Consider the following 20,521-nt stretch of genomic DNA (forward strand, 5'->3'; position numbering starts at 1 on the left):
GCTCAGAGCAGGCGCAGGCGTTCGATCGCCGCGTCCATCGTTGCTTCATTCTTGGCGAAGCACAGGCGCACCAGGCGCTGGCCGGCCGGCGGGTTCTCGTAGAACGGCGACAGCGGAATGGCAGTGACGCCCTTCTCGATGGTCAGCCACTTCACGAACTCATGGTCCGGCAGGTCGCTGATGGCGGAGTAGTCGACCAGCTGGAAGTAACCGCCCGGCACCGGCAGCGCCTTCAGCCGGGTGCTGGCCAGCTGTTCGCGGAAGCGATCGCGCTTGGCCTGGTAGAACGCACCCAGCTCCAGGTGGTGTTCGGGCTCATCGCGGATCATCGCGGCGAAGCCGTACTGCGCCGGGCCGAAGCTGGTGAAGGTGTTGTACTGGTGCACCTTGCGGAACTCGGCGGTCAGCGCCGGCGGGGCGATCGCATAGCCGATCTTCCAGCCAGTGCAGTGGTAGGTCTTGCCGAAACTGGAGATGACGAACGCGCGCTCGCGCAGTTCCGGGTAGCGCAGCGCCGACTCGTGGCGGCGACCGTCGTAGATGATGTGTTCGTACACCTCATCGGAGATCAGGTAGATCTGCGTGCCGCGCAGCAGCTCGGCCAGCGCCTGCATGTCCTGCGCCGACAGCATCGCACCGGACGGATTGTGCGGGGTGTTGACGATCAGCATGCGGGTACGCGGGGTGATCGCCGCACGCACGCGGTCCCAGTCGACGGCGAAGGTCTGCGGATCCAGCGACACATGCACGGCTTTGGCGCCGGCCAGATCGATCGCCGGTTCATAGCAGTCATACGCCGGGTCGAGCACGATCACTTCCTCGCCCGCACGCACCACAGCGTGAATAGCGTTGAAGATGGCCTCGGTGCCGCCGCTGGTGACGGTGATTTCGCTGTCCGCGTCGACCTGCGCGCCGTAGCAGTCCAACGCCTTCTGCGCGATGGCCTGGCGCAGCGGCGCCACACCCGTCATCGGCGGGTACTGGTTCAGCCCGGCGCCCATCGCCCTGGCGGTTTCATCGATCAGGCGCTGCGGTGCGGAAAAGTCCGGGAACCCCTGACCGAGGTTGACCGCGCCGTGTTCGGCGGCGAGCTGGGACATCACGGTGAAGATCGTGGTACCGACCTTGGGCAGCTTGGTGTTCGGTTGCATCGGCCTGGGCTGTGGGGGAACAGGCCTGCGAGTTTACGCAATCCGCGCGTCGGTAGTGCCGGCCGCTGGCCGGCACCCCTGGGACGATCTGCGACGCCGGGTCGCACCTGCCGGCCAGCGGCCGGTACTACCCTGTGAATTCACCGCTACAATTGCCGCCGCACTCCGGCATGAAGACCTTTGCCCCTTGAACACCCCTGGATTGCTGGCCGCCAGCGGCCTGAGCTTTTCCCGCAATGACGAGCCGGTGTTCGGCCCGCTGGACTTCCATGTGGACGCCGGCGAAGCCCTGCTGGTTCAAGGCGGCAATGGCGCCGGCAAGACCACCCTGCTGCGCGTGCTGGCGGGCCTGGCCCGGCCTGGTGCCGGGCAGGTGCAGATCGATGGCAGGCCGGCCGGCAATGCCGAGCGCGCGCGTTACGTCGCCTACCTCAGCCACCTGCCCGCATTGAAGCCCGATCTGGACACGCTGGAGAACCTGCATTTCCTGTGTGGCCTGCACGGCCGTCGCGCACGGCAGATGCCGGGCAACGCGCTGGCCATCGTCGGCCTGGCCGGTTATGAGGACACTCTCGTTCGGCATCTGTCCGCCGGACAGAAGCGGCGGCTGGCACTGGCACGCATCTGGCTGTCACCGGCGCCGTTGTGGCTGCTCGACGAACCCTATGCCAACCTCGACCTGGAGGGCATCACCCTGGTCAACCGGATGATTTCCGCGCATCTGCGTGCCGGCGGCGCTGCACTGGTCACCACCCACGGCGCCTATGCCGCACCGCCGGTGCGTACCCGCCAGCTCGACCTCGGCGGTACCGCATGATCGCGCCAGGCACCGAACCGGGCCTCTGGCAGACCGCGGGCGCCCTGCTCAAGCGCGACCTGCGCCTGCTCTGGCGCCGCCGCGGCGATGCGCTGCAGCCGCTGCTGTTCGCGGTGCTGGTGGTGGTGCTGTTCGCGCTGGCCCAAGGGCGCGAGCCGCAACTGCTGGCCGCCACCGCCGGCGCGGTGCTGTGGCTGGCCGTGCTGCTGGCCGGCCAGCTGTCACTGGATTCACTGTTCCGCTCCGATGCCGAAGACGGCTCGCTGGAACAATGGCTGCTGGCGCCGGTGCCGCTGGCCTGGCTGGTGCTGGTGCGCGTGCTGCTGCACTGGGCCACCACTGCGCTGCCGCTGATCGTGGTCAGCCCGTTGCTGGCCGAAATGCTGCATCTGCCGCATGACCAGCTGCCGATGTTGCTGGCATCGTTGCTGCTGGGAACACCGTTGCTGAGCCTGATCGGTGGCGTGGTCGCTGCACTGACCGTAGGCATCCGGCGCTCTGGTATTCTCGTGGCGTTGCTGTCGTTGCCGCTGTACGTGCCGGTGCTGGTGTTCGGTGCAGGCAGCCTGGCAGCGGCGGGACGCGGACAGGATCCGGTCGGTGCGCTGCTGATGCTGGGCGCCGGCCTGCTGGTCGCGCTGGTGCTGGCGCCGTTGGCCACCGCCGCTGCAATACGTATTTCTCTGAGTTGACCGAGCTGAGAGCCAATCCACCCCTGCTGGATAGCCGCCACGCATGAATCCGATTGTCCGCTGGTTCCACCAACTCGGTTCGCCCCCCACGTTCGACCGATTCGCTGCCCGCTGGTCGCGGGTGTTCTACCTCGCGGCGGTGCCGGTGCTGCTGGTCGGCATGTGGCAGGCGCTGCTGGTGGTGCCGCCGGAAGCCAAGCAGCTGGACAGCTTCCGCATCCTCTACATCCACGTGCCCAGCGCCTGGATGAGCCTGTTCGTGTTCGCGCTGATGGCGCTGTATGCCGCCATCGCCCTGATCTGGCGGATCAAGGTCTGCGAGATCCTGGCCATGGCCTGCGCACCGATGGGTGCCGGTTTCACCCTGATCACCCTGCTCACCGGCAGCATCTGGGGCAAGGGTACCTGGGGCACCTGGTGGGACTGGGACCCGCGCATGACCAGTGAGCTGGTGCTGCTGTTCCTGTACCTGGGCGTGATCGGCCTGTATCACGCCATCGAAGACCGCCGCAGCGCCGCACGCGCAGCCGGCCTGCTGGCCATCGTCGGAGTCAGCCTGCTGCCGGTGATCCGCTATTCGGTGGACTGGTGGGGCGGCCTGCACCAGCGCCAGTCGATCAACGTGTTCGGTGAATCGGCGATCAGCAGCGCGATGATCGCGCCGCTGTGGTGGATGGTGATCGGCACCAAGTTCTGGTTCGCCGGTTCGGTGCTGGCCAAGGCCCGTGCCGACAATCTCGACCGCGAGGCCGGCAAGGCCTGGGTCGGCGGCCGCGTCGATGCCGCACGTGCGGCCGGGGAGGCCCAGCCATGACCCACCTGCCCTATGTGATCGGCGCCTATGCCGTGTTCGTGCTGGTACTCGGCGCCGATGCCATCGGTTCGTGGCTGCGCCTGCGCGTGGCACGCCGGTTGGCGCTGGCACGCCAGCAGCGGCAGCAGACCCGCGCCGTCAAACAGGACGCTGCGGCGCCGCTGTCGACGGAGCTGGAACGATGACGCCGGTACAACGTCGCCGCCTGGTCTGGGTACTGCTGGCCCTGCTCGCCTCCGGGCTGGCCACCGCGCTGGTGGCGATGGCGCTGGAACGCAACATCGCCTACCTGTACACGCCTTCGGAAGTGCTGCGCGGCGATGTCGATGCGCAGTCGCGGTTCCGCCTGGGCGGCATGGTGGTGAAGGGCTCCTTCAACCGCCCGGTCGGTTCGCTGGAAGCACGTTTTGAAGTGACCGACGGCGATGCCCAGCTGGCGGTGACCACGTCGCGGATCCTGCCGGACATGTTCGCCGAAGGCACCGCAGTGGTCGCCAGTGGCCGCCTGCAGGACGATGTGTTCGTCGCCGACGAGGTGCTGGCCAAGCACGATGAGAAGTACGTGCCCAAGGAAGTGGCCGACAAGATGGGCGACGCCCATCGCAAGCATGACGTGCCGGTGACGGCACCCGAGGTGCGCTGAGTGCTGCCCGAACTGGGTCAGATCCTGTTGTTGTGCGCGTTGCTCGCCTCGCTGCTGCAGGCCGGCCTGCCGCTGGTCGGCGCGCATCGCGGCAACACGGCATGGATGGCGGTGGCACGGCCAGCCGCCTTCGCACAGCTGCTGCTGCTCGCCGGCGCCTTCGCGGTGCTCACCGCTGCGTTCGTGCAGCAGGACTTCTCGGTGCGCTACGTGGCCGAGAACTCCAATTCGCTGCTGCCGATGATCTACCGCTACTCGGCGGTGTGGGGCGCGCACGAGGGCTCACTGCTGATGTGGGCGCTGGTGCTGGCCCTGTGGACCGGCGCGGTGGCGCTGTTCTCGCGGCACCTGCCTGCACCGGTGCAGGCGCGCGTACTGGCGGTGATGGGCGTGGTCAGCGTCGGCTTCCTCGCCTTCCTGATCTTCACCTCCAACCCGTTCCTGCGCCTGAACCCGGCACCGCTGGAAGGCCGCGACCTCAATCCGCTGCTGCAGGACCCGGGGCTGATCATCCATCCGCCGATGCTGTACCTGGGCTATGTCGGCTTCGCGGTGCCGTTCGCATTCGCGGTGGCCGCACTGCTGGAAGGCCGCGTCGACGCACGCTGGCTGCGCTGGACGCGGCCGTGGACCAACGTCGCCTGGGGGTTCCTGACCCTGGGCATCGCGCTGGGCAGCTGGTGGGCCTATTACGAGCTGGGCTGGGGCGGCTGGTGGTTCTGGGACCCGGTGGAAAATGCCAGCTTCATGCCGTGGCTGGTCGGTGCGGCACTGATCCATTCGCAGGCGGTCACTGAGAAGCGCGGCACTTTCGGCAGCTGGACCCTGCTGCTGGCGATCGCGGCCTTCGCGCTGTCACTGCTCGGCACCTTCCTGGTGCGCTCCGGTGTGCTGACCAGCGTGCATTCGTTCGCCGCCGATCCCTCGCGTGGCCTGTTCATCCTGGTGTTCCTGTCGGTGCTGGTCGGTGGCAGCCTGCTGCTGTACGCGCTGCGCGCCAGCCAGCTGAGCGTGGACGCCGACGACCCGCGCCGTGGTTTCACCGCGACCTCGCGCGAGACCCTGCTGCTGGCCAACAACCTGCTGCTGGCCACGGCCTGCGCGATGGTGCTGCTCGGCACGCTGTATCCGTTGCTGGCCGATGCGCTGTCGCTGGGCAAGATCTCGGTCGGCCCGCCCTACTTCGGCAGCCTGTTCCTGCTGCTGATGGCGCCAATGATCCTGCTGCTGCCGTTCGGCCCGCTGGTGAAATGGCAGCGTGACCAGCCCTCGCGCGCCTTCGCGCTGCTGGCACCGTGGCTGGGCCTGGCGCTGCTGCTGGGCGCGCTGGCCTGGTGGCAGGCGCCGCAGAACGGCTGGAAGGCCGGCATCGGCGTGGCCGCTGCGGCCTGGGTCGCACTCGGTACCGCACGCTTCGTCTGGCAGCGACTGCGCGGCAACGGCCGCTTCACCGCCGAAATGCTCGGCATGATCGTTGCCCACGCCGGCATCGCCGTGTTCCTGGCCGGCGCGCTGCTGGTGGAAGCCTTGAACGTGCAGCGCGAAGTGGCGCTGGCCCCGGGCCAGCAGCTGGTGGTCGGTCGCCACGAGGTGCGCTTCGAGGGCGTGGACCATCGTGAAGGACCGAACTTCATCGCCGACCGCGGCCACCTGCGCGTGTTCCGCGACGGCCGCGAGCTGGCCCTGCTGCATCCGGAAAAGCGCCAGTACGCCAGCGGCGGCCAGGTGATGACCGAGGCCGGCATCGATGCACGCTTCGACGGCGATGTCTACGTGGCATTGGGCGAGCCGCTGGGCAACAATGCATGGGCGGTACGGGTGCACATCAAGCCGTTCGTGCGCTGGATCTGGCTGGGCGCGCTGTTGATGGCCCTGGGCGGATTCATCGCCGCCGCCGACCGCCGCTTCCGTCGTCCGTAGGAGTTTCCATGTCCGAGTCCCCCGCCCCGCGCCCCTCCCGCCCGCTGCCGCCGGTAGCCATCGTGATCGGCGTGCTGTTCTTCTTCGGCCTGCTCGGGCTGATGATCTACGGGGTTATGAAATCGGGTGATCCGCAGCGCGACGTGCTGCCATCGGCGCTGATCGACAAGCCGGCGCCAGCGTTCGCGCTGCCGGTGCTGCACGACCCGGAAATGATCGTGCACAGCGACGAACTGCGTGGCGCGCCGTACCTGTTGAACGTGTGGGGCAGCTGGTGCGCGGCCTGCCGCGAGGAACACCCGGTGCTGACCCGTTTCGCCGAGAGCAAGCGCGTGCGCGTGATCGGCTACAACTGGAAGGATGAACCGACCGATGCCCTGCATTGGCTGGAACAGCTGGGCAACCCGTTCATGGTCGTGCTCAGCGACGTGGAAGGCCGCACCGCGATCGACTGGGGCGTGACCGCCGCACCGGAAACCTTCCTTGTCGACGGCAGCGGCATCGTGCGCTGGAAGTACAGCGGTGCGATGACCCAGCGCGTGGTCGACGAGAAGCTGATCCCGGCGCTGGAGAAGATCGAGAAGGCCCAGGGCAATGCCGGCAGCACGCTGCACACGGCGCCCTGAGCCCATGCGCTGGCTGCTGGCGCTGTTGCTCCTGATGCTGCCGCCGGCCGCGCTGGCACAGCAGCCGCTGCATGATCCGCAGCCGCTGCAGTTCCGCGATGGCGCCGAAGAACGCCGCTTCCACGACCTGGCCGCGCAGCTGCGCTGCGTGCAGTGCCAGAACCAGTCGCTGGCCGATTCCAACGCGCAGATCGCGCAGGACCTGCGCCGCGAGGTGCTGCAGCTGATGCAGCAGGGCCACGACGACGCGCAGATCAAGCAGTTCCTGGTCGCGCGCTACGGTGAGTTCGTGCTCTATCAGCCACCGTTGCAGCCGGGCACCTGGCTGCTGTGGGGCGGTCCCCTGCTGATGCTCGGTGCGGGTGCTCTGGTGGTGCTGGGCATCGTCCGCCGCCGTGGCCGTACGGTTGGCGCCGCAGCGGCCGGCAAGGCCGATGAAGGAGACGGATGGTGAGCCATTGGCTGCCGGTGCTGGCCGGTCTGGTTGCTGCGTTGATGGCAGCGCTGGTGCTGTGGCCGCTGCGCCACTCTGGCCGCCGCGGCGTCGTGGTCGGCGTATTCGCACTGGGCGTGGCCGGTGCCTGCCTGTACCTGCTGGTCGGTGATCCACGTGCAGCACAGATACAACCGACGCCTTCGGTAGCCACCCTGCGCGATGGCGTGCAGGCCCTGCAGGATGCACTGAAGCGTGACCCACAGCGGGCCGATGGCTGGGCGCTGCTGGGCCGGTCGCAAGCCGAACTGGGCAATGCCGCAGCCGCGGCGGACGCGTTCGCGCGGGCCGCCACTCTCGCCCCGGAAGACCCCGGCGTGCTGGTGGAAGCGGCGCAGGCACGTGCGCAGGCCGATGCCGGCAAGCAGTTCGATGACACGGCGATGGCCTGGCTGCAGCAGGCGCGTGCGCTGGCGCCCGATGCCGAGCGTGCCAGCTGGCTGCTGGGGATCGCCCTGCGCCAGCGCGGAAAGAATGCCGAGGCCGCAGATGTGTGGAGCGGCCTGCTGCCACGGCTTGAGCCCGGCGCCGCGCAGGCGCTGCAGGCGCAGATCGCCATCGCCCGTGAAGCCGCCGGTCAACCGTCCGATGCAGCCGTTGCGGCGCCACCGGCGCTGTTGCAGGTGCGCGTGCAGTTGCCTGCGTTGAAGGGCACCGAGTGGCCGGCCAGCACCCAGGTATTCGTGCTGGCACGCGCCGTGGGTGGACCGCCGATGCCGGTGGCCGCACGCAAGCTGCCCTTGGCCGGATTCCCGGCCACGGTCGGGCTGGGCGACGGAGACAGTCCGATGCCAACCGCACCGCTGTCGGCCCATCGCGAAGTGGAAGTGCAGGCACGCATCTCGCGCACCGGCAGCGCCAACCGCAGCGAGGATGACCTGCAGAGCGTACCGGTGAAGGTGAGCCTGCCCCACGACGGTGTTGTGGAGCTGCGCTTCCCGTAACGCGCCGCGGTAGTGCCGGCCGCTGGCCGGCAACCTCATGAATCGTGATGCGCCTGCGAGGTTGCCGGCCAGCGGCCGGCACTACCTGCATCACCGATGGAAACCAGCGTGTCGCCAGCTCCACATGCGGCCCCGCTAGAATGCCTGCATGACCGAATTCATCCCGCCCGGCACCCGCTTCCACGCCCTGCCCTCGCCCTTCCCGTTCAAGCGCGGCGGCGCCCTGCACGGCGCGCGCGTGGCCTATGAGACCTGGGGAACACTGGCGGCCGACGCCAGCAACGCGATCCTGATCGTGACCGGCCTCTCGCCGGATGCACACGCGGCAGCCAACGAGGCCAACCCGGCACCGGGCTGGTGGGAAGGCATGGTCGGCCCCGGCAAGCCGATCGATACCGACCGCTGGTTCGTGGTGTGCGTGAACTCGCTGGGCAGCTGCAAGGGCTCGACCGGTCCCGCCTCGCTCAACCCGGCCACGGGCCAACCGTATCGCCTCGACTTCCCCGAGCTGTCGATCGAAGACGGCGCACGCGCCGCCATCGAAGTCGTGCGTGCCCTGGGCATCGAACAGCTGGCCTGCGTGGTCGGCAATTCAATGGGCGGCATGAACGCACTCGCGGTACTGATGCTGCACCCGGGCATTGCGCGCAGCCACGTCAACATTTCCGGCAGTGCGCAGGCACTGCCGTTCTCGATCGCGATCCGCTCGCTGCAGCGCGAGGCGATCCGTCTCGATCCGCGCTGGAATGGTGGTCGCTACGACGATGCCGAGTATCCCGAGTCCGGCATGCGCATGGCGCGCAAGCTGGGCGTGATCACCTACCGTTCGGCACTGGAATGGGATGGCCGCTTCGGCCGCGTGCGGCTGGATTCGGACCAGGCCGACGACGATCCGTTCGGCCTGGAATTCCAGGTGGAAAGCTACCTGGAAGGCCATGCCCGGCGCTTCGTGCGCTTCTTCGATCCGAACTGCTACCTCTACCTGAGCCGCTCGATGGACTGGTTCGACCTGGCCGAATACGCCGACGGTGATGTGCTGGCCGGGCTGGCGAAGATCCGGGTGGAGAAGGCGCTGGCGATCGGCGCCAACACCGACATCCTGTTCCCGGTGCAGCAGCAGCAACAGGTCGCCGACGGCCTGCGCGCCGGCGGTGCCGATGCGCGCTTCATCGGCCTGGAGTCGCCGCAGGGCCATGACGCCTTCCTCGTCGATTTCGAGCGTTTCGGCCCGGCCGTGCGCGGCTTCCTCGACGCGCTGTAAGTGGCATGGCGGCGTAACCTCGCGCTGGCCGCATTCGGTGCGTTGATCGCACTGACGGTCAGCGGCGTGCTGCCGCTGTGGCTGGGCGGTTGGTGCCTGCTCGCCAGCGCGGTGTCTTTCGGCCTGTACGGCCACGACAAGCGCGCGGCGCAGCGAAAGCAGTGGCGGATTCCCGAGCGCACACTGCAGTTGCTGGCTTTTGCCGGCGGTTGGCCGGGCGCGCTGCTGGGCCAGGCGCTGTTCCGCCACAAGCATCGCAAAGCCGGATTCCAGTGGGTGTTCTGGCTGTGCGTGCTGGCCAACGTGGCCTCGATCGCGGTGATGCTGCGCGAGTTCTCGCGGTAACCCTTCGAATGGGTAGTGCCGGCCGCTGGCCGGCAATTGCGTATCCATATCAAGCGCCATGAGGTTGCCGGCCAGCGGCCGGCACTACCATTCACGCTTCGCGCACCACTCCCCCATCACGCAACCGGTACTGCGCATCCACCACGCCGTCGGGCAGGTCGTCGTGGGTGATCATCAGCAGGCTGCGCCCGTCCAGCAATCCGGAAAGATCCTGCAGCAGCGCGCGCGCGGTATCCACGTCCAGGCCTTCGGTCGGTTCGTCCAGCAGCAGGATCGGCGCATTGCGCAGCAGCGCGCGCGCCAGCGCCAGGCGTCGTGCCTGGCCGGCCGACATCGTCGCGCCGTTCTCGCCCACCCAGGTCTGCAGGCCACCGTTGCGCTCGGCCCACTCACCCAGGCGCACGCGACGCAGCACCGCCCACAACGCGGCGTCACTGGCATCGGGATCACCCAATCGCAGGTTCTCGGCCACGCTGCCGGCAAACACCGGCGCGTTCTGCGGCAGCCACGCCAGTTGCCGGTGCCAGTCGCCCTGGGCGAAATCACGCAGGTCGCGGCCCCCGTAGGTCAACCGTCCTTGTTGCGGATCCCATAACCGCAGCAGCAGGCTCGACAGGGTGGTCTTGCCACTGCCGCTGTCGCCGCGAATCGCGATCCGCTCGCCCGGCGCCAGGGTCAGCTGCAGGCCGGACAACACCGGCCGCGCCGCACCGGGCCACTGGAAGTGCACGTCATCCCAATGCACGCGCGCGGCCTGCGGCACCGCCTGCGGCGCCTGCGGGTCCTCCACCGTCGGCGGTTGCTCGACGATGGCCTGCAGGCGATCGGCGGCGATGCGCCCGGACTGCAGCGACTGCCAGGCCAGGCCCATGCCGGCCCACAGTTCGATCAGTGCCACGGTGAGGAACACCAGACCCGCCGCCATTTCCGGCGCGATGCGCTGCTGTTCGGCCGCATGCAGGGCCAACGCCAGCATCGCCACCAGGCCCAGCCCGGCGACCAGGCCATGCAGGGTCGAGGCCGCGATCAGGCGCCAGCGCCGACGACGATCCCGCGAAGCCAGCTGCTTGGCCGCCACGCGCACCTTCAACTGCCACGCTGCATCGGCATGCAACGCGGCCAGATCACCCGCGCCCTCCAGTCCTTCGAAGGCTGCGGTACGCAGGGCAGCACGATGCGCGGCACGGTCGGCTTCCTCATCGTCGCGACCGCGCACGCCCAGCCACGGCACACCGAAGGCGATCAGCAGCGCCAGCACCGCCAGCAGTACCGCCGCAGACGGCAGGATCACAGCGGCCGAGGCGATCGCCACCAGTGACAGCGCACCCAGCGCCACCAGCGGCCCGATCGCACGCACCAGCAGGCCATCCACCTCATTGATGTCACCCAGCAGGCGTGCCAGCAGTTCGCCGGTACGCGTGGCCCCCAGCCGCGCCGGTGCCAGTGGCAGCGCGCGGCGGAAGAACCACACGCGCAGGTCGCGGGCGATGCGCAGCGTGGCATCGTGGCCGACCAGCTTCTCGAAGTAGCGCGACACGATGCGCGCCATGGTCAGGCCGCGGATGCCGGCCGACGGCGAAAAGAAGTTGAAGCCCTGCGCCAGCCCGGCCGCACCGGCCAGCGCAGCGGCGGTCAGGAAGCCACCGGACAGGCCCAGCAGGGCGGTGCCAGCCAGCATCGTGATCCACAGCAGCAGCACGGTCAGCAGCAGGCGCGGGCGATGGCGCAGGAACACCGCGCGCAGCGAATCAGGCGAACGGCTCATGCGCGCACCGCCTGTGCCGGCTCGACCAGGCGGCCTTCCGGCAACAGCAGGCAACGGTCAGCCCACGCGATCACCGCAGGGCTGTGGGTGGCGACCACCACGCTGCGTCCACGTGCATAGGCGGCCAGGCTGCGCAGCAGCGCGGCTTCGGTATCGGCATCGAGGAACGCAGTGGGTTCGTCCAGCAGCAGCACCTGCGGGTCGCGCAGCAGCAGGCGGGCCAGGCCGATGCGGCGTGCTTCACCACCGGACAGGCCGAAGCCGCGCTCGCCGATCACGGTATCCAGCCCCTGCGGCAGGCGCTGAGCGAACTGCAGCACCTGCGAGGCCTCGGCCACTGCGCGCAACCGCGCATCGCTGGCACCGGGATCGGCCAGGCGCAGGTTGTCGGCGATGCTGCCGTGGAACAGGTACGGCCGCTGGCTGGCATAGGCCACCTGCACGCCGGGACGCAGCTGCAGCTTGCCGGCACGCGGCGGCAACCATCCGGCCAGTGCCTCCAGCAGCGTGCTCTTGCCGGATCCGCTGGAGCCGACCAGGGCCAGGCGCTGGCCCGGTTCCAGCAGCACATCCAGATGCTGCAGCACGTCGTGCGGCGCGCCCAACGGGCGCAGCACCAGGCCCTGCGCCTGCAGCGGCGGCAATGCGGCCTCGGCCGGCTCCACCGCCAGCGGCGCGATCTCGTTCTCGATCAGGCCCTGCTCATCGGGCAGCGACTGCAGCAGGCGCTCCACCTCGGCGGCAGCGGCCAGCGCGTTGGCGCGGTCGTGGTAGTGCGCGGCCAGCCGCCGCAGCGGCGCGTAGAACTCCGGCGCCAGCAGCAGGCAGAACAGCCCAGCGCCCAGCGTCGGCACTGCTGCATGCAGCGTCATCAGGCCCAGATAGCTCAGGCCCAGGTACAGCGCAACCATCGCCACGCTCACCGAGGCGAAGAATTCCAGCACCGTGGACGACAGGAAGGCGATGCGCAGCACCTTCATCGTACGCACGCGCACGCCTTCAGCGGCGGCCGCGATGCCGTCCAGTTCGGCCTCGCCGCGGCCATACAGGCGCAGCAGGCCCAGACCCTTGATGCGGTCGGCGAAGTGGCCGCTCATCCGCGCCAGCTCGCCCAGCTGCGCACGGCCGGCGGCTTCAGCGCCCCAGCCCACCAGCATCATGAAGAACGGCACCAGCGGTGCGGTGAACAGCAGGATCAGCGCCACCACCCAATCCACCCAGGCCACTGCGGCCAGGATCAGCAGCGGCACCACCACCACTTCGGTGCGCACCGGCAGGAAGCCGCTGTAATAGCTCTCGATCGCATCACCGTGATGCAGCATCAGTTCGCCCAGCTCGCCGGTGCGGCGCTGGCGCAGCCACAGCGGCCCATGCCCAAGCAGGCGCGCGAACACACGCTCGCGCAGCGCCAACCGCGCAGCATCGGCCACATCACCGGCAGCCGCCTGGGTGGCGCTGCCCAGCAGCGTGCGCAGCACCAGGATCACCGCCAGCCCAGCGAGCACCGGCAGGCCCGACGCCAGCGGTGCGCGTTCCACCAGCACCTGCTGCACCAGCCAGGCGATGGCAGCGGCCTGGCCGATCAGCAGCGCGCCAGACAGGCTGATGCACAGCGCCGCCAGACGCTGGCGACCTCGAGCGGAGCGCGCAAGATCGGCCAGCCAGGCGGTGCGGGCACGCCGCTGGCGGGTCGTTTCGGCTTCCGGGGAAAGGCCGTCAGGGGTCGTTTCGGCAGCGCTCAAGGGGTCTTCACGGGTAACAGGGGAGACACGGCATTGTAGGCGCAGGCAACAGCCTCCCCCTGCGGCCGGCGGTCGCAGTCTTCATCGGGTTGGCATACGATCCTCCTGAATACCCATTCATACATTGATCTGGATCAAGGCTGTTTGAAGTAGTCGGTCACATCATTCACCCCGTAGACCACCCTTCCCGCCACCTGCAACGGCACTATCCAACGAGGTAGCCAGGCCATGATTGATCAGACAGTCGTAGAACTGTCGCGGCTGCAATTCGCGCTGACCGCGATGTACCACTTCCTATTCGTACCGCTCACCCTCGGCCTGTCCTTCATGGTGGCCATCATGGAGAGCGTGTATGTGATGACCGGCAAGGAGATCTGGCGCAGGATGACCCTGTTCTGGGGCGTCCTGTTCGGCATCAACTTCGCCATGGGCGTTGCCACCGGCATCGTCATGGAATTCCAGTTCGGCATGAACTGGTCCTACTACAGCCACTACGTGGGTGACATCTTCGGTGCGCCACTGGCGATCGAAGGCCTGATGGCGTTCTTCCTGGAAGCCACCTTCGTCGGCCTGTTCTTCTTCGGCTGGAACCGCCTGAGCAAGGTCAAGCACCTGATGGTGACCTGGCTGATGGCGCTGGGGACCAACCTGTCGGCGATCTGGATCCTGGTGGCCAATGGCTGGATGCAGAACCCGACCGGTGCGGTGTTCAACCCGGAAACCATGCGCATGGAAGTGGTCGACTTCATGGCGGTGGTGTTCAACCCGGTGGCGCAGGCCAAGTTCGTGCACACCGTCAGCGCTGGCTACGTGACCGGTGCGGTGTTCGTGATGGCGATCAGCGCGCTGTTCCTGCTGCGCAACAAGCACAAGGACCTGGCCCGTCGTTCGTTTGCGGTGGCCGCGGCGTTCGGCCTGCTGTCATCGCTGTCGGTGGTCGTGCTGGGTGACGAGAGCGGTTACGCCGCCAGCGAACACCAGAAGATGAAGCTGGCCGCGATCGAAGCGATGTGGGAGACCGAGCGTGCGCCGGCCGACTTCACCGCCTTCGGCATCCCGAATCAGGAGACCCACCAGAACGACTACGCGGTGAAGATCCCCTACCTGATGGGCCTGATCGCCACCCGCTCGTTGAACCAGCCGATTCCCGGCATCCTGGAACTGGTCGAGCGCGCCGAACACCGCGTGCGTGGCGGCCAGCTGGCCTACGGTGCATTGGAACGCCTGCGCGCCAACAAGAACGACGTTGAAGCGCGCGAGATGTTCGACCGTCACTGGCAGGACCTGGGCCACGGCCTGCTGCTCAAGCGCTATCGCGATGACATCCTCAACGCCACCCCGCAGGAAATCTCGCAGGCGGCGATGGACACGGTGCCGCGCGTGATGCCGTTGTTCTGGACCTTCCGCGTGATGGCCGGCCTGGGCTTCTACCTCATCGCCTTCTTCGCCCTGGCCTTCTACTACTCCTGCCGCAACAATTTCCAGGACAAGCGCTGGTTCCTCAAGCTGGCCCTGTGGACGCTGCCGGCGCCGTGGATCGCGATCGAGTGCGGCTGGTTCGTGGCCGAATATGGTCGCCAGCCGTGGGCGGTCGATGGCGTGCTGCCGACCTTCTATGCAGCATCGGGGCTGGCCCTGCATGAAATCGTGCTGACCCTGGCCGGCTTCACTGCCATCTACACCGCGCTGATCGTGGTCGAGATCAAGCTGATGCTCAAGGCGATCCGCAAGGGTCCGGACGAGGTGCTGCCGTCACTGCAGTCGCCCCAGCCGCATGCTTCCCACAATGCCTCGGCGCCGGCCGCCGGCCAGGCCTGAGGCAGGAGAACCAAGATGGATTTCATTCTTCTGGACTACACCACGCTGCGCGTGATCTGGTGGCTGCTGCTCGGCATCCTGCTGATCGGTTTCGCCGTGATGGATGGTTTCGACCTGGGCGTGGGCACCCTGCTGCCCTTCGTCGCCCGCAACGACGCTGAGCGCCGGCTGGTGATTAATACCATCGGTCCGGTATGGGAAGGCAACCAGGTGTGGCTGATCCTGGGCGGCGGCGCGATCTTCGCCGCATGGCCGCCGCTCTACGCGGTCAGCTTCTCCGGGTTCTACCTGGCGATGTTCGTGATCCTGTTCGCGCTGATCCTGCGACCGGTCGGCTTCAAGTTCCGCAGCAAGATGCCCAGCGAGCGCTGGCGCAACACCTGGGACTGGGCGCTGTTCATCGGTGGCTTCATCCCGGCGCTGATCATGGGCGTGGCGGTGGGCAACGTGGTGCTGGGCGTGCCGTTCCACTTCGATGACAGCATGCGCATCTTCTACACCGGCTCGTTCTTCGGCCTGCTGATGCCCTTCGCGCTGCTGGCCGGCCTGCTCAGCGTGTCGATGCTGGTCGCCCACGGTGCCGCCATGCTGGTGCTGAAGACCGACGGCCCGGTGGCCGAACGTGCGGCCCGTTTCGGCAGCATCGCCGCGATCATCGCCTTTGTGCTGTTCGCCGTCGGTGGCGCCTGGGTGGCCTTCGGCCTGCCGGGTTACCAGATCACCTCGCAGGTGGTCACCGATGGCGCCACCAATCCGCTGCTGAAGACTGCTGAACTGGGCGCCGCCGGCGGCTGGATGCGCAACTACAGCACGATGCCGGCCACGATCCTGGCCCCGCTGCTCGGCCTGGCCGGCCTGCTGGCCAGTGCGGTACTGCTGCGGGCCCGTCGCGGCGGCCTGGCCTTCATCGCCTCGGGGGCCGCCATCGCCGGCATCATCCTGACCGTCGGCTTTGCGATCTTCCCGTTCCTGCTGCCGTCCTCGAGCCAGCCCACCTCCAGCCTGACCGTGTGGGACGCCTCGTCCAGCCACCTGACCCTGTGGATCATGCTGCTGGCCACGGCGGTGTTCCTGCCGATCATCCTCGCCTACACCACCTGGGTGTACCGCGTGCTGAAGGGCAAGACCACCACCGAAGAGATGGGCAACAACCCGAACGCGTATTGATTGCTTGCACGTGTGCCGACCAACGGTCGGCACCTACCCGGAATGAAGGAGACTGATCATGTGGTATTTCGCCTGGATTCTCGGTGCCGGCCTCGCCTCGACGGTGGCCATCCTCAACGGCATGTGGTTCGAAGCCCGCGAGCAGAACCGCATCGAGAAGGAAAATCGTCGCTGAGCTGTAAAAAAGCCTTGCCGCCTTGGCCTTCACACGGTATCTTAGGCGGCTCCTTCGGGGTGTAGCTCAGTCTGGTAGAGCGCTACGTTCGGGACGTAGAGGTCGCAGGTTCGAATCCTGTCTCCCCGACCACTTAAGTGGTCGCATTGAAGCCTGGTGAAATCGTCCAGGCTTTTTTGTTCCCTGAAGTGGCACTGCTTCGGCAGTGTGCAGAAAACAGCATTCCCCCCTTGCCGCCATCGGGGTGAATCGCTAGAATAGGCGGCTCCCTTCGGGGTGTAGCTCAGTCTGGTAGAGCGCTACGTTCGGGACGTAGAGGTCGCAGGTTCGAATCCTGTCTCCCCGACCACTTCGGTGGTCACCAAGAAGCCTGGAAGACATCACTGTCCTCCGGGTTTTTTTGTATCAAGCGCCAGGCCGCCCGCGTGACGGGACCTTGCCGCGCAGCGCACGTACAATGGCCGCGCTGCCGGCCCTCCTGCAGCCCCCCCCCCCACCTGCCGCTTCGGCGTAGACCGATGCCGGCGCTGCATGCCGTTGCTGCGGCGTGCGACACCTGCAAGGACCACCGATGAGTTCCTCCCCTTCCGATTCGCCGTCGCTGCTGCACGGTCGTGTCCTCGCGTTTGCCGCGATCCTGCTGGCAGCGGTCAACCTGCGCACTGCGGTCACCTCGATCACCCCGCTGCTGGACGTGCTCGGCCAGCAGTTCGGCTTCGGCACCACCATGACCGGCGTGCTGGGCATGCTGCCGACCGCCTCGTTCGCGCTGTTCGGCGTGGCCACGCCGGCATTGGCGCGGCGCCTGGGCCTGGAACGCACCACGCTGCTGGCGATGGTGATGGCGATGGCCGGCCTGCTGCTGCGTTCCAGCGCCGGCAACGTCGGCACGCTGCTGCTCGGTTCGGTGGTTGCACTGGCCGGCATGGGCATCGGCAACGTGGTGGTGCCGCCGCTGGTGAAGCGCTATTTCGCCAACAAGGTTGGCACCATGAGCACGCTGTACATCAGCGTGCTGCAGCTGGGCACGATGCTGCCGGCGCTGCTGGCAGTGCCGGTGGCGAATGCTGCGGGCTGGCGCGTGTCGCTGGGCATGTGGGCGCTGCTGGCGCTGGCCGCCGCCCTGCCGTGGCTGCTGCTGGCCAGGCGCGCACCGAAGCCGCAGGCCGACGCCACCGATCCCACCGCACAGCCGCACGGCAAGGTCTGGCGCACGTCGCTGGGCTGGAGCATGACGCTCATGTTCGGCATGACCTCGCTGATGACCTACTCGATGTTCACCTGGCTGCCGCGCATCGTGGTCGAGGCCGGTGGCACGCCCGCGTTCGGCGGCGTGATGGTCGCCGTGTTCTCGGCACTGGGCCTGCTGCCGTCGCTGGTCATTCCGTCGATGGCGGTGCGCCTGCAGAACCCGTTCCCGCTGGTGCTGATCGGTTTCTTCTCGTTCGTGATCGCCTTCACCGGCCTGCTTGTGGCCCCGATGAAGGCGCCGCTGCTGTGGGCCTGCCTGCTCGGCGTCGGTCCGTCCACCTTCCCGCTGGCGCTGACCCTGATCAACCTGCGCACCCGCACCCCCACCGGCTCGGCCGCGCTGTCCGGGTTCATGCAGGGCGTGGGCTACAGCTTCAGTTGCCTGGGGCCGTTCCTGGTCGGCTGGCTGCACACCGTCAGCGACGGCTGGACGATCCCATTCAGCTTCCTGTTCGGCTGCGCCACCCTGATGCTGTGCGCCTCCTGGGTGGCCTGCAAGCCGCGCAAGCTGGAAGACCTCTGGTAAGCCACGTGGGGCCTCGCAACCGGCCCCACCTACCGCTCGTCAGCCCGTCTGCGCATTTTGACGCCGGGCTGACAATTCCGGGCGGATAGTGCCCACGAATGCCCATCCTTGCCGCGTGCCGGCATCGGGCATGGGGGCGGCAGCGCCGCCCAGGCCACCACTCGGTGTGCGGGGGACTCTCGTTTCAGACAAGACATTGCAGGTCGCTGTCCTGGTTTCGCCCATCCCTGCTGGATGGGAGTTCGCGAGGGGAGTGACGCAGGCCACGGCCATCCCAAAATCTGGCATGTGATGTGCGTCACATTTTTCAGGTTGTCTGGTTCGGAAGCCAAGGGGGTCCCCAATGGTTGTCCACCGCCGGCTGGCGCTCTGCGTCGGCCTTGCCTGTACCGCCCTGGCCTGGGCCAGCAGCGCTGCCCCGCCTGACCGCGAGGCGGCCCTGGCCGAGATCGGCCGCTACCGCGACCAGGCCCGTTGGCTGGATGCGCTCGGCGCGATCGAGCGCGCCAGCCAGCAGCAGCCCAACGACGACCTGCTGTTCAAGCTGCGCGTCCTGACCCTGGGCGACATCGGCAATGCCTGGCGCGCCTGGGAGCTGTACCAGCAGCGCCCGCAACTGTTCGACGCTGCTCAGAAGCAACGCATCGAAGGCGACTACCTGGCCAAGCTGGTGGTCTGGAGCCTGGCCTACAGCAGCAGCGAAGACAGCCGGCTGGAAGAAGCCGAATCGACCCTGGCGCGCATGCAGCGCTATCTGGGCAGCGAAGGCACCCCACCTGTGCAGGCGCCATTGCGCATCCGCATGGACCGGCTGATCCTGCTCAACCGGCTGGGCCGCCATGCGCAGGTGCGAGAGGAAGCCCGCGCACTGCAGGCTGAAGGCCATGCCCTGCCCGACTATGTTCTGCCTGCGGTCGGCGATTCGCTGATGGGCACGCTGCATCCGGAAGAAGCCATTCCGGTGCTGCAGGCGGCCGTCGCAGGCGATCCGACGCGCGACGCCTCGCATTCGGAACTGGCTTACGCCTACCTGGAAAGCGAGCAGCAGGAAAAGGCCGTCGACCTGCTGCAGGCGTGGCGCGACAAGGAACCTGCCTGGCGCTGGAGCAACGGCAAGTCGCCGTATCCAAACTGGTCGCGCTACGAAGCCGACCTCAACCTGGCGATGGTGCGCGCCTACAGCGGTGACCTGCCCACCGCGCAGCGCGATCTGGAATCGATGGTCGACATCGCACCGGGCAACGGCGGCCTGCAGAGCGCGCTGGGCAGCGTGTACATGATGCGCGGCTGGCCACGCAGGGCGCTGCAACGGCAACAGATGGCGCATGCGCTGGACCCGCGCGACATCGAGCCACGGCTGGGCATGCAGGAAGCCTACGTCGCCCTGCAACGCGATGACCTGGCGCGACCGCTGCACGACGATCTGGTCGCGCGCTACCCCACCCAGCCCGCCGTCGAACGCATGGACCAGGCCTGGCGCGCGCACCGCGGTTGGCAGCTGAAGGCATGGACCGACATCGGGCGCAGTTCCGGCGGTGGTGGCACCTCGCCACTGGGCAACGACGACCGCCGCTATGGCATGGAAGTCCAGACACCCGTACTCGACGATCGCTGGCGGCTGTTCGCCTTCGCTGACCGGCGCTCGGTCGATTTCCAGGACCAGCGCATCGACCCGCTGTGGCTGGGCGCGGGCGTACGCTACCGATTCGGCCGTCTGGATGCGGAAGCTGCAGTGCTGCGCGCCAACGACCACATCGGTGATACCGGCCTGCGCGTCGGCGTGGGCTGGCAGTTCAACGACTACTGGCATGCCGGACTGACCGCCGCACGCAATGATCCGGATGCATCAATGCAGGCGCGCGTGGCCGGCATCACTGCCGACAGCGTCAGCGCGCAGGTCGACTACCGGCGCAGCGAACGCACGCACTGGATGTTCGGCGCCAGCCGCTTCCGCTACGACGATGGCAACCATCGCGAACTGTTCAGCACCAGCGTCGAGCAGCGGCTGCTGACACGTCCACGGTGGTTGATCGATGGCCTGGGCAGTGCCTACACCAGTCGCGGCAGCCGCGATGATGCTCCCTACTTCAACCCGAAGCGTGATCGCATGGTCGAGATCGGCCTGCGCATCGACCAGCAGCTGTGGCGCCACTACGAACGCCACTTCCGCCACCGGCTGACCGTCTCGCTGGGCGATTACTGGCAGGACGGCTTCGGCAGTGCACTGGTGCCGTCGGTGTCATACATGCACGAGTGGCAGATCGGCCAGGGCCGCGTGTTCGAGTATGGCATGCGCTGGTCGCGGCCGGTCTACGACGGCCATCGCGAATGCCATATCGGCTTCGAAGCCGCACTGCGCTGGGGAGACTGA

General features: G+C 67.7%; 19 protein-coding genes and 2 tRNA genes. 18 read left to right on the top strand and 3 right to left on the bottom strand.

Annotated features, from left to right (window positions below; all coding sequences use genetic code 11):
* Positions 1–2: 2 nt before the first annotated feature.
* Positions 3–1,151, bottom strand: coding sequence for a pyridoxal phosphate-dependent aminotransferase (locus ACZK3J_RS15360; protein ID WP_277779137.1), 1,149 nt, complete (start codon positions 1,149–1,151; stop codon positions 3–5).
* A gap of 187 nt (positions 1,152–1,338) precedes the next feature.
* On the opposite strand from ACZK3J_RS15360, the gene ccmA reads away from it, so the two are divergent.
* The 11 genes from ccmA to ACZK3J_RS15415 all read left to right on the top strand — a co-directional run bounded on the left by ccmA (position 1,339) and on the right by ACZK3J_RS15415 (position 9,706).
* A complete protein-coding gene (ccmA, locus tag ACZK3J_RS15365; RefSeq protein WP_478476047.1) occupies positions 1,339–1,968 on the top strand; it encodes a heme ABC exporter ATP-binding protein CcmA in 630 nt (209 codons plus the stop codon).
* Positions 1,965–2,660, top strand: coding sequence for a heme exporter protein CcmB (gene ccmB, locus ACZK3J_RS15370; RefSeq protein ID WP_006456616.1), 696 nt, complete (start codon positions 1,965–1,967; stop codon positions 2,658–2,660). Before ccmA ends, ccmB begins: the two co-directional genes overlap by 4 nt.
* A gap of 43 nt (positions 2,661–2,703) precedes the next feature.
* Positions 2,704–3,474, top strand: coding sequence for a heme ABC transporter permease CcmC (ccmC, locus tag ACZK3J_RS15375; protein ID WP_010486688.1), 771 nt, complete (start codon positions 2,704–2,706; stop codon positions 3,472–3,474).
* Entirely contained in the window at positions 3,471–3,659 is a 189-nt protein-coding gene (locus ACZK3J_RS15380; protein ID WP_032129786.1) for a heme exporter protein CcmD, read from the top strand. Before ccmC ends, ACZK3J_RS15380 begins: the two co-directional genes overlap by 4 nt.
* Entirely contained in the window at positions 3,656–4,117 is a 462-nt protein-coding gene (ccmE, locus tag ACZK3J_RS15385) for a cytochrome c maturation protein CcmE (RefSeq protein ID WP_032129787.1), read from the top strand. Before ACZK3J_RS15380 ends, ccmE begins: the two co-directional genes overlap by 4 nt.
* Positions 4,118–6,037, top strand: coding sequence for a heme lyase CcmF/NrfE family subunit (locus ACZK3J_RS15390; protein WP_478476048.1), 1,920 nt, complete (start codon positions 4,118–4,120; stop codon positions 6,035–6,037).
* A gap of 8 nt (positions 6,038–6,045) precedes the next feature.
* Positions 6,046–6,663, top strand: coding sequence for a DsbE family thiol:disulfide interchange protein (locus ACZK3J_RS15395; RefSeq protein WP_005410345.1), 618 nt, complete (start codon positions 6,046–6,048; stop codon positions 6,661–6,663).
* Between the two features lie 4 nt (positions 6,664–6,667).
* Positions 6,668–7,117, top strand: a complete 450-nt coding sequence (locus ACZK3J_RS15400) for a cytochrome c-type biogenesis protein (RefSeq protein WP_049460756.1) — start codon at positions 6,668–6,670, stop codon at positions 7,115–7,117.
* On the top strand, positions 7,111–8,100 hold the full coding sequence (locus tag ACZK3J_RS15405) for a tetratricopeptide repeat protein (protein ID WP_049460754.1): 990 nt from the start codon (positions 7,111–7,113) through the stop codon (positions 8,098–8,100). Before ACZK3J_RS15400 ends, ACZK3J_RS15405 begins: the two co-directional genes overlap by 7 nt.
* Before the next feature lie 148 nt (positions 8,101–8,248).
* Positions 8,249–9,361: a homoserine O-acetyltransferase MetX gene (metX, locus tag ACZK3J_RS15410; protein WP_478476049.1), complete on the top strand. Its 1,113-nt coding sequence runs from the start codon at positions 8,249–8,251 to the stop codon at positions 9,359–9,361.
* Positions 9,362–9,706 carry a DUF1294 domain-containing protein gene (locus ACZK3J_RS15415; RefSeq protein ID WP_049401133.1) on the top strand — a complete coding sequence of 115 codons (345 nt, stop codon included), beginning with the start codon at positions 9,362–9,364 and terminating at the stop codon, positions 9,704–9,706.
* A 91-nt stretch (positions 9,707–9,797) separates the two neighbouring features.
* Here the strand turns inward: ACZK3J_RS15415 and cydC are convergent, their stop codons facing one another.
* Both cydC and cydD read right to left on the bottom strand, forming a co-directional pair.
* On the bottom strand, positions 9,798–11,471 hold the full coding sequence (cydC, locus tag ACZK3J_RS15420; RefSeq protein ID WP_049460751.1) for a thiol reductant ABC exporter subunit CydC: 1,674 nt from the start codon (positions 11,469–11,471) through the stop codon (positions 9,798–9,800).
* The gene (cydD, locus tag ACZK3J_RS15425; protein ID WP_478476050.1) at positions 11,468–13,213 is read right to left on the bottom strand and encodes a thiol reductant ABC exporter subunit CydD; all 1,746 of its coding nucleotides are present in this window, start codon (positions 13,211–13,213) and stop codon (positions 11,468–11,470) included. The genes cydC and cydD overlap by 4 nt, the downstream gene beginning before the upstream one ends.
* 228 nt (positions 13,214–13,441) lie before the next feature.
* On the opposite strand from cydD, the gene ACZK3J_RS15430 reads away from it, so the two are divergent.
* The 7 genes from ACZK3J_RS15430 to pgaA all read left to right on the top strand — a co-directional run bounded on the left by ACZK3J_RS15430 (position 13,442) and on the right by pgaA (position 20,521).
* Positions 13,442–15,031: a cytochrome ubiquinol oxidase subunit I gene (locus tag ACZK3J_RS15430; RefSeq protein ID WP_005410352.1), complete on the top strand. Its 1,590-nt coding sequence runs from the start codon at positions 13,442–13,444 to the stop codon at positions 15,029–15,031.
* A gap of 15 nt (positions 15,032–15,046) precedes the next feature.
* A complete protein-coding gene (gene cydB / locus ACZK3J_RS15435) occupies positions 15,047–16,198 on the top strand; it encodes a cytochrome d ubiquinol oxidase subunit II (RefSeq protein ID WP_014647773.1) in 1,152 nt (383 codons plus the stop codon).
* Between the two features lie 58 nt (positions 16,199–16,256).
* Positions 16,257–16,373 carry a cytochrome bd-I oxidase subunit CydX gene (gene cydX, locus ACZK3J_RS15440; RefSeq protein ID WP_005410354.1) on the top strand — a complete coding sequence of 39 codons (117 nt, stop codon included), beginning with the start codon at positions 16,257–16,259 and terminating at the stop codon, positions 16,371–16,373.
* A gap of 55 nt (positions 16,374–16,428) precedes the next feature.
* Positions 16,429–16,505: transfer RNA gene (locus ACZK3J_RS15445), tRNA-Pro, on the top strand.
* Between the two features lie 140 nt (positions 16,506–16,645).
* A tRNA-Pro gene (locus ACZK3J_RS15450) sits at positions 16,646–16,722 on the top strand.
* 222 nt (positions 16,723–16,944) lie between these two features.
* Positions 16,945–18,150, top strand: coding sequence for a CynX/NimT family MFS transporter (locus tag ACZK3J_RS15455; RefSeq protein ID WP_032129410.1), 1,206 nt, complete (start codon positions 16,945–16,947; stop codon positions 18,148–18,150).
* A gap of 343 nt (positions 18,151–18,493) precedes the next feature.
* Positions 18,494–20,521, top strand: a complete 2,028-nt coding sequence (pgaA, locus tag ACZK3J_RS15460; RefSeq protein WP_277779344.1) for a poly-beta-1,6 N-acetyl-D-glucosamine export porin PgaA — start codon at positions 18,494–18,496, stop codon at positions 20,519–20,521.

The organism is Stenotrophomonas sp. 86428_Sma, from assembly GCF_056481585.1.

What these genes read in the sequence shown, in the direction of transcription:
- ACZK3J_RS15360 (WP_277779137.1), bottom strand. Translation starts at nt 1,151, where the DNA reads ATGCAACCGAACACCAAGCTGCCCAAGGTCGGTACCACGATCTTCACC.
- ccmB (WP_006456616.1), top strand. Translation starts at nt 1,965, where the DNA reads ATGATCGCGCCAGGCACCGAACCGGGCCTCTGGCAGACCGCGGGCGCC.
- ccmC (WP_010486688.1), top strand. Translation starts at nt 2,704, where the DNA reads ATGAATCCGATTGTCCGCTGGTTCCACCAACTCGGTTCGCCCCCCACG.
- ACZK3J_RS15380 (WP_032129786.1), top strand. Translation starts at nt 3,471, where the DNA reads ATGACCCACCTGCCCTATGTGATCGGCGCCTATGCCGTGTTCGTGCTG.
- ccmE (WP_032129787.1), top strand. Translation starts at nt 3,656, where the DNA reads ATGACGCCGGTACAACGTCGCCGCCTGGTCTGGGTACTGCTGGCCCTG.
- ACZK3J_RS15395 (WP_005410345.1), top strand. Translation starts at nt 6,046, where the DNA reads ATGTCCGAGTCCCCCGCCCCGCGCCCCTCCCGCCCGCTGCCGCCGGTA.
- ACZK3J_RS15400 (WP_049460756.1), top strand. Translation starts at nt 6,668, where the DNA reads ATGCGCTGGCTGCTGGCGCTGTTGCTCCTGATGCTGCCGCCGGCCGCG.
- ACZK3J_RS15405 (WP_049460754.1), top strand. Translation starts at nt 7,111, where the DNA reads ATGGTGAGCCATTGGCTGCCGGTGCTGGCCGGTCTGGTTGCTGCGTTG.
- metX (WP_478476049.1), top strand. Translation starts at nt 8,249, where the DNA reads ATGACCGAATTCATCCCGCCCGGCACCCGCTTCCACGCCCTGCCCTCG.
- cydC (WP_049460751.1), bottom strand. Translation starts at nt 11,471, where the DNA reads ATGAGCCGTTCGCCTGATTCGCTGCGCGCGGTGTTCCTGCGCCATCGC.
- ACZK3J_RS15430 (WP_005410352.1), top strand. Translation starts at nt 13,442, where the DNA reads ATGATTGATCAGACAGTCGTAGAACTGTCGCGGCTGCAATTCGCGCTG.
- cydB (WP_014647773.1), top strand. Translation starts at nt 15,047, where the DNA reads ATGGATTTCATTCTTCTGGACTACACCACGCTGCGCGTGATCTGGTGG.
- cydX (WP_005410354.1), top strand. Translation starts at nt 16,257, where the DNA reads ATGTGGTATTTCGCCTGGATTCTCGGTGCCGGCCTCGCCTCGACGGTG.
- ACZK3J_RS15455 (WP_032129410.1), top strand. Translation starts at nt 16,945, where the DNA reads ATGAGTTCCTCCCCTTCCGATTCGCCGTCGCTGCTGCACGGTCGTGTC.
- pgaA (WP_277779344.1), top strand. Translation starts at nt 18,494, where the DNA reads ATGGTTGTCCACCGCCGGCTGGCGCTCTGCGTCGGCCTTGCCTGTACC.